Here is a 5,883-nt window from a genome sequence, read left to right as displayed (position 1 = left end):
GTGCCGATGTCGCCGTACACCACCCCCAGGGCGGTGAGTGCCAGCACGTAGAAGTAGCGGCCGCGTGCGTCGTGTTCCGTGCCGTGACTCACGAAAGTAGCGGTTCGGGAAACCGGCGGCGGCCGGGTGGCGCGCGCCGGGAACAATGACTTCTCACAGCCTCCGCGGCGGCAGTTGCAACCGTGGTGCCGGGCGCGGAACGCGGACAAGCTACGCCCCACCCGTCCCCCGTCAACGGATTCCGATTCCGCGCCCTGCCGGTTGCATCCCTTCCCTCACGCACGGTCCGCATCTGGCCCTGCTCGCACTCCGTCGGACCAACCAACAAGCCCATGATTCCTGAGCGAGCGCCCGCATGCGCTCCCCCGCGCCTCATCCCATGGGCGCGACCGAAGGATCTCCTGTCCCATGCTCCGACGACTGCCAACGTCCGCTCTTGCTTCCCGCGATCGCGGCACTCGCTGCACCACACTGTCCTGTCACGGGCTGCCGTTTACCGATCGCGATCAGGTGGACTCTGCACCCGCACAGATCCTGCCCCGCCCCTCGTCATGTGCCCCTCGCAAAAAACGCGGATCCCATCCCCTCGCCGGCAGCATCCTCTCTACCAAGGATCTCTGGCCTCCAGCCGATCCCATCCGGTCCGATTCCATCCGCCAACCTGCACACACGGAGTTCTTCCAACCTCCCCCAGGGTTTATTGGGGGAGGTGCGAGCCTAAGCGAGCGGAGGGGGCGCGGCGCAGCGCGATCCCCGCCGAACCGGGATCGAATCCGCCCTACGCGAACAGCGCGATGAGCGCGGCGCCGGCGCTCACCAGCAGGGCGCCGGCGAGGCGATGGCCGGCGGCGCCGCGTTCGTTCAGCAGCACGATGCCCAGGCCCGTGGCGATCAGCAGGCCGGTGGACGAGATGGCGATCACGTAGCCGGCCAGCGTCATCCGCATCGCCAGGTACAGTCCCGCCTGCTGCAGCGAGAACGCGATCGCGGCCACGATCACGTATCCGCCCCAGGGAAACCAGCGTACGGGGAGCGCCACGCCGCCCGTCCGCCGCCCCATCACCGGCAGCGCGGCGGCCAGGAGCAGCCCGGAGCCCAGGGCCAGCGTCACACCCCAGGGGAACGGTCCCACCGCCTCGATGCCCAGCTTGTGGATGAGCGTGGTGATGCTCCACGCCACCGCCGCGGCAACGGCGAACCAGCTGGCGCGCTCGCGGGCCAGCGCGCGCAGCGGCTCCAGCGCCGACGCGCCCGGCCGCAGCCCGATGCAGTAGACGCCCACCGTCACCAGCACCACGCCGCCGGCGGCCGGCGCGGTGGGCGCCTCGCCCAGGAACAGCCACCCGCCCAGCATCACCAGCGGCGGCAGCAGGCCCAGCAGCGGCTGCACCAGCGACAGGTCGCCTTCGCGCAGGGCCAGCGTAAGGCACAGCATCCCCAGCACTTCGGGCACCAGCACCCAGGCCGCGGCGCGCCAGTACTCCGGCGGCATCGCGGGCCATCCCCCCGTCGCCGCCACCACGCAGGCCAGCAGCAGCCCCGCCAGAATGCGGAACGTGACGGTCGATACCACCGCGCCGGCGTGCTCCACCGATCGCTTAAGCGCAAAGCTGGTCCCCGCCGACCCCAGCGCCGCGGCCATCGCAAAGACAATCCACATGCGCGACAAGCTATCCCGCGACGCCTTCGCCGGCATCTTCACGCGGATTGTCGATCGTCGCGTGCAACGCTCTCCGGGTGTATCCACAGCCTCTCCTGCATTTTCACGCGGAGGCGCGGAGATCAGAAGCGAGCCGCGGAGAAAGACGGAGGTGTTCCGCGGCTCATCCATTCCTCCGCGGCTCCGCGTGCAATGCCATGGCGACCTGCGGTGCGGACGCGACGGTGCCGAGAGGATCGGCCGCTTCACGCCTTCGTATTTTTGGCGGCAAAGCAACGCGGAACAAATGGCGTCTTGCACTTGCCTTTCGGGGCGTGCGCTGTTTGTTTATGGAGATGTGAAACGTTGACGAGGGATCCCGCTTCGCGCGCGTGCGCGAGCGTTGTTCCGCTGGACGGCCCACGTTCCCGCGACGCCTCCGCTGCACACCCTCCGGCAACCCGCCGGATGGCTGGCCCTTCAGGCCGCGAAGCGAAATTCTCCCCCGTTCCAGACTCGCCCAGCGTGACGATCTCCCGCCTGCGCCTGCTCCGCGTCCCTCTGCTGCTTGCCGGCCTGGCCGCGTGCGCGGACGATCCCACCGGGACGCCGCCAGCGCCGGAGCCCACGCCGCAGGTGCAGGGCGTGTATGAATTTACCGTGACGGGGCTGGGCGGGCCCGACGTGTCGGCCAGCGCATCGGCCGCGCCGAAGGGTCCCAGTCTGGACCTTGGCGTAGTGGATACGGGGCTGTCGTTCGAGCTGGTTTCGTCGGGCTCATTCACGGAGGGGACGCGGGGGCAGGGCGGGCAGCGGTACGTAAGCGTGACGTACCGGGTGCGCAACACCACCGGTGCTCCGCTGACCAACCTGACGTTCATCCCCGCCAGCTCCGCCAGCACCATCCCCGGAACGCCGTTCACCTCGCTTACCCTGTTCAGCGGCGGGCAGGCGACCCCGGCGCTGGCGCCGAACATCGCGCCCACGGGCGCCGTGTCGCTGGGCGCGGGAACGGAGCTGCGCGCCACGGACGCCGACGTGCTGCAGGTGTTCACGGAAAGCGAGATCGCCGCCATCACCCCGCCGGCCGGGATCACCGGGCTGTTTCCGTACGGCTTCGTAACGCGGACGCCGTCCGGCCGCACGGTGGCGCCGTCCACGGGCCCCGCCGACTACACGGGCGTGGTCACCTTTGCCTTTCGCGTTCCGCTGGCGTCGGCGGGGGCCACCGCGGATCCGTTCACCATCAGCTTTCACGCGGTGGCGGTCCAGGACACGGAAACGCGCCTCACCGAGAGCATGGAAGAGGCGCAGGACACCGCCGCCGTGCGCCGCCTGCGCGAGCGCGCGGCGGCGCTGGGTGCCACCGCGGTGACGGTGCTTCCCGGCAGCCCCGCCGCCGGTCCCGAGGGGCCCGACTACGCCGGCCAGCGCCAGATCTGCAGCGTGCGCACCGCGGGCGCGGCCGGCTCGCCCACGGCGTTCATCAACCGGATCGCCGCGTACACGCGCATCCTGGTGCTGCGCCCGGGCGAAACCCCCAGCACCTGCGGGGCCGGCTTTCGCGCGGGAACGCCCGAGATCGCCGCCCCCGGTACGCCCTACACGCTGCGGCTGCGGGCGATGGACCGCTACGGAAACATGCGCTCCGCGGCGGACTCCGTGCGGGTGCAGCGGGTGTCCGGGCCCCTGGTCACCGTGGATCCGGAGCCGGCGATGGTGGCCGGACAGTCCATCGTGCAGGTGAGCTTTGCCGCCAACGGCAACGCGGTGCTGCGGCTGGCCGGGCGCCGCTACGGCGCGGCCCAGCAGGTGGACGTGGGCGCGCCCACGGTGCAGGTGTCGGCGGGGAACCGGCAGGCGGCGATGGGGGGGACGCTGCTTCCCGCGCGCCCCGCGGTGCTGGTGAAGGACGGAGCGGGGAATCCGCTGCCGGGGCGCGCCGTCACCTTTTCCATCACCGGCGGCGGCGGAACGGCCACCGACGCCGTGGTCACCACGGACGCGGCGGGGATCGCGCGGGTGGGGGCGTGGATGCTGGGCTCCGTCGCGGACCTGAACACCATGACGGCGACGGTGGCGGGAACCGGCGTGACGGGGAATCCGGCGAACTTCCAGGCCAGCGGGTGCCAGGGCGGGGGAGGGCCGGGGTACGCCATCACCCTCTGCTTCTCGTCCACCTTTACCCCCTCGCAGCGCACGGTCTTCGAGTCCGCCGTGGCCCGCTGGCAGGGGCTGGTGACGGGCGACCTTCCCGGCGTGCCCATCAACCAGCCGGTGGGCTTTTGCGGCAGCGCCATGCCGGCGCTGAACATGACGGTGGACGACCTGGTGATCTTCGCCGCCATCCAGCCGCTCGACGGCCCCGGCGGCGTGCTGGGGAGCGCGGGCCCGTGCTGGCTGCGCGACAGCGGCCATCTTCCCGTCGTGGGCCTGATGCGGTTCGACACGGACGACGTGGCGGGGCTGGAGACTAGCGGGCGGCTGGGGAACGTGATCCTGCACGAGATGGGGCACGTGCTGGGGATCGGGACCATCTGGCCCGACCTGAACCTGGTGCAGAACCCCACGCCCGCCGGCGGTCCGCCGCTGGACAGCTGGTTCAGCGGCGCGGGCGGCATCGCGGGCTTCAACGCCATCGGCGGAGCGACGTACACGGGGGGGCAGAAGGTGCCGGTGGAGAACACCGGCTCCGCGGCGCGGATGAACACCCACTGGCGCGAGTCGGTGCTGGTGAACGAGCTGATGACACCGTCGCTGAACCCCGGCATCAACCCGCTCAGCGTGCTCTCGGTCCGCTCGCTGGCGGATCTGGGCTACACGGTGAACCAGGCGGGCGCGGACCCGTTCTTTCTCACGCTCTCCCTGCGCGCCAACGCCGGGCAAGGGGAGAGCCTCCCGCTGATCGGCGACGTGGAGACGGGCCCCATCCATCGCCAGGACGCCCGGGGCCGCGTTATCCGCCACCGCTGATCGTCGCGCGCAGTTCGAAGACCCGATGCCCCGGACGCACCCCCGCGTCCGGGGCATCTCGCGTCGGACCGAAACTCCTGAACGATTTGTCTCACAGGAAATCTGGGAAAACACCTGTCATTCTGAGGAAGCGCCCGCGTCGGGCTCTCGGGAACGCTGCGGAGCCAGTGGCGCGACCGAAGAATCTCCCTCCCCTCGCGCGGAACCCCTTACCCGGGCAACGCCCGGAACCCTGTCGTGACGGAAGGAACCTCCCGTTTCAGCAAGAAGATTCTTCGGTCGGCGCCCCGCTCCCACGCGAACGGAGGGCACGCCGAATCTGACGATACACAACGCTTTGGCGCCCACCGAAGGACCTTGCCTGCACAATCAGGAGCCTTGAACGGCTCTCGAGGGCTGGGTTCCGCGCGACCCGACAAAGATCCCTTCGGCCGCGCGCAACTTCTGGTGGTTGCGGAAGTTGCGGGCGTGCGCTCCCTCAGGATGACAGTGTGCTTCTTGAGGAACAACTGAGGTTTCTCACCACGCTCTCAGAATGACCGCCTCGTCCCCATCCAGCGTCCCGCGGAACGCAGGGTTCGCGGCTGAAATCCAGCACACGATTCCGTCGAGTAACCGGATGCGCGACATCAAAATCCCATAACCGGACACTTCCCCGTGCCCGGCAGGATGGTTGTCATCGCCCAACTCGTTACAGGGGTGCAGGTTGCGCCGGGTTGGCCGGGTGGAAGCTTCCTTGCTTCAGGGTACCCCGGGAAACGCTACGATTCTCCCGCCCGAACTCTGCTCTCACAGGTATTCCCGTGGACATCCCGCGCGCCCGTACGACCAACCGCCGCCCTTACATCATCGGAGCCGCCGCTGCCCTCGTGCTGCTGGTGACGACCGTTGCCCTGGCCCGCATGGAGCCGGCCGCGCCCAAGCTGGACGGCGCCTCGGTGTGGACGGACACGGTGAAGCGTGGCACCATGCTGCGCGAGGTGCGCGGCCCCGGCACGCTGGTGAGCGAGCAGGTGCGGTGGATCAGCGCGCAGACGGCCGGGCGCGTGGAGCAGATCCTGGCGGTGCCGGGGAGCACGGTGACGGCCGGCACGCCGCTGCTGGTGCTGAGCAACGCCGACGTGCAGCGGGACGCGCTGGAGGCGCAGCGGCAGCTGGTGGGCGCGGAGGCCGACCGCAGCACCCTTTCCGCCACGCTGGAGAACCAGCGGCTGACGCAGGAGGCCGCCGTGGCCACCGTGCGCGCCGAGCAGCGCGAGGCCGCGCGCCAG

The 5,883-nt window shown here is 70.3% G+C and carries 2 protein-coding genes and 1 pseudogene; 2 read left to right on the top strand and 1 reads right to left on the bottom strand.

The annotated features are described in order from the left end of the window. Positions 1 to 778 precede the first annotated feature (778 nt). Positions 779 to 1,660, bottom strand: a complete 882-nt coding sequence (locus tag ACOJUJ_RS29640; RefSeq protein WP_420130541.1) for an EamA family transporter — start codon at positions 1,658 to 1,660, stop codon at positions 779 to 781. 504 nt (positions 1,661 to 2,164) lie between these two features. Between ACOJUJ_RS29640 and ACOJUJ_RS29635 the strand changes: the two genes are divergently transcribed. Together ACOJUJ_RS29635 and ACOJUJ_RS29630 are read left to right on the top strand one after the other, a co-directional pair. Then, on the top strand, positions 2,165 to 4,612 hold the full coding sequence (locus tag ACOJUJ_RS29635; RefSeq protein ID WP_420130540.1) for a leishmanolysin-related zinc metalloendopeptidase: 2,448 nt from the start codon (positions 2,165 to 2,167) through the stop codon (positions 4,610 to 4,612). An 803-nt stretch (positions 4,613 to 5,415) separates the two neighbouring features. Further along, positions 5,416 to 5,883 (top strand): annotated as a pseudogene (locus tag ACOJUJ_RS29630) (RND transporter); the annotation flags it as partial.

This window comes from Longimicrobium sp., from assembly GCF_048594345.1.
Classification (GTDB): Bacteria; Gemmatimonadota; Gemmatimonadetes; order Longimicrobiales; family Longimicrobiaceae; genus Longimicrobium.
The sequence above is the reverse complement of the archived record's forward strand: the minus strand, read 5'-3'. Positions and strand labels throughout refer to the sequence as shown.

Excerpts from the sequence above, each read along its gene's own strand:
- ACOJUJ_RS29640 (WP_420130541.1), bottom strand. The coding sequence starts at position 1,660 with ATGTGGATTGTCTTTGCGATGGCCGCGGCGCTGGGGTCGGCGGGGACC.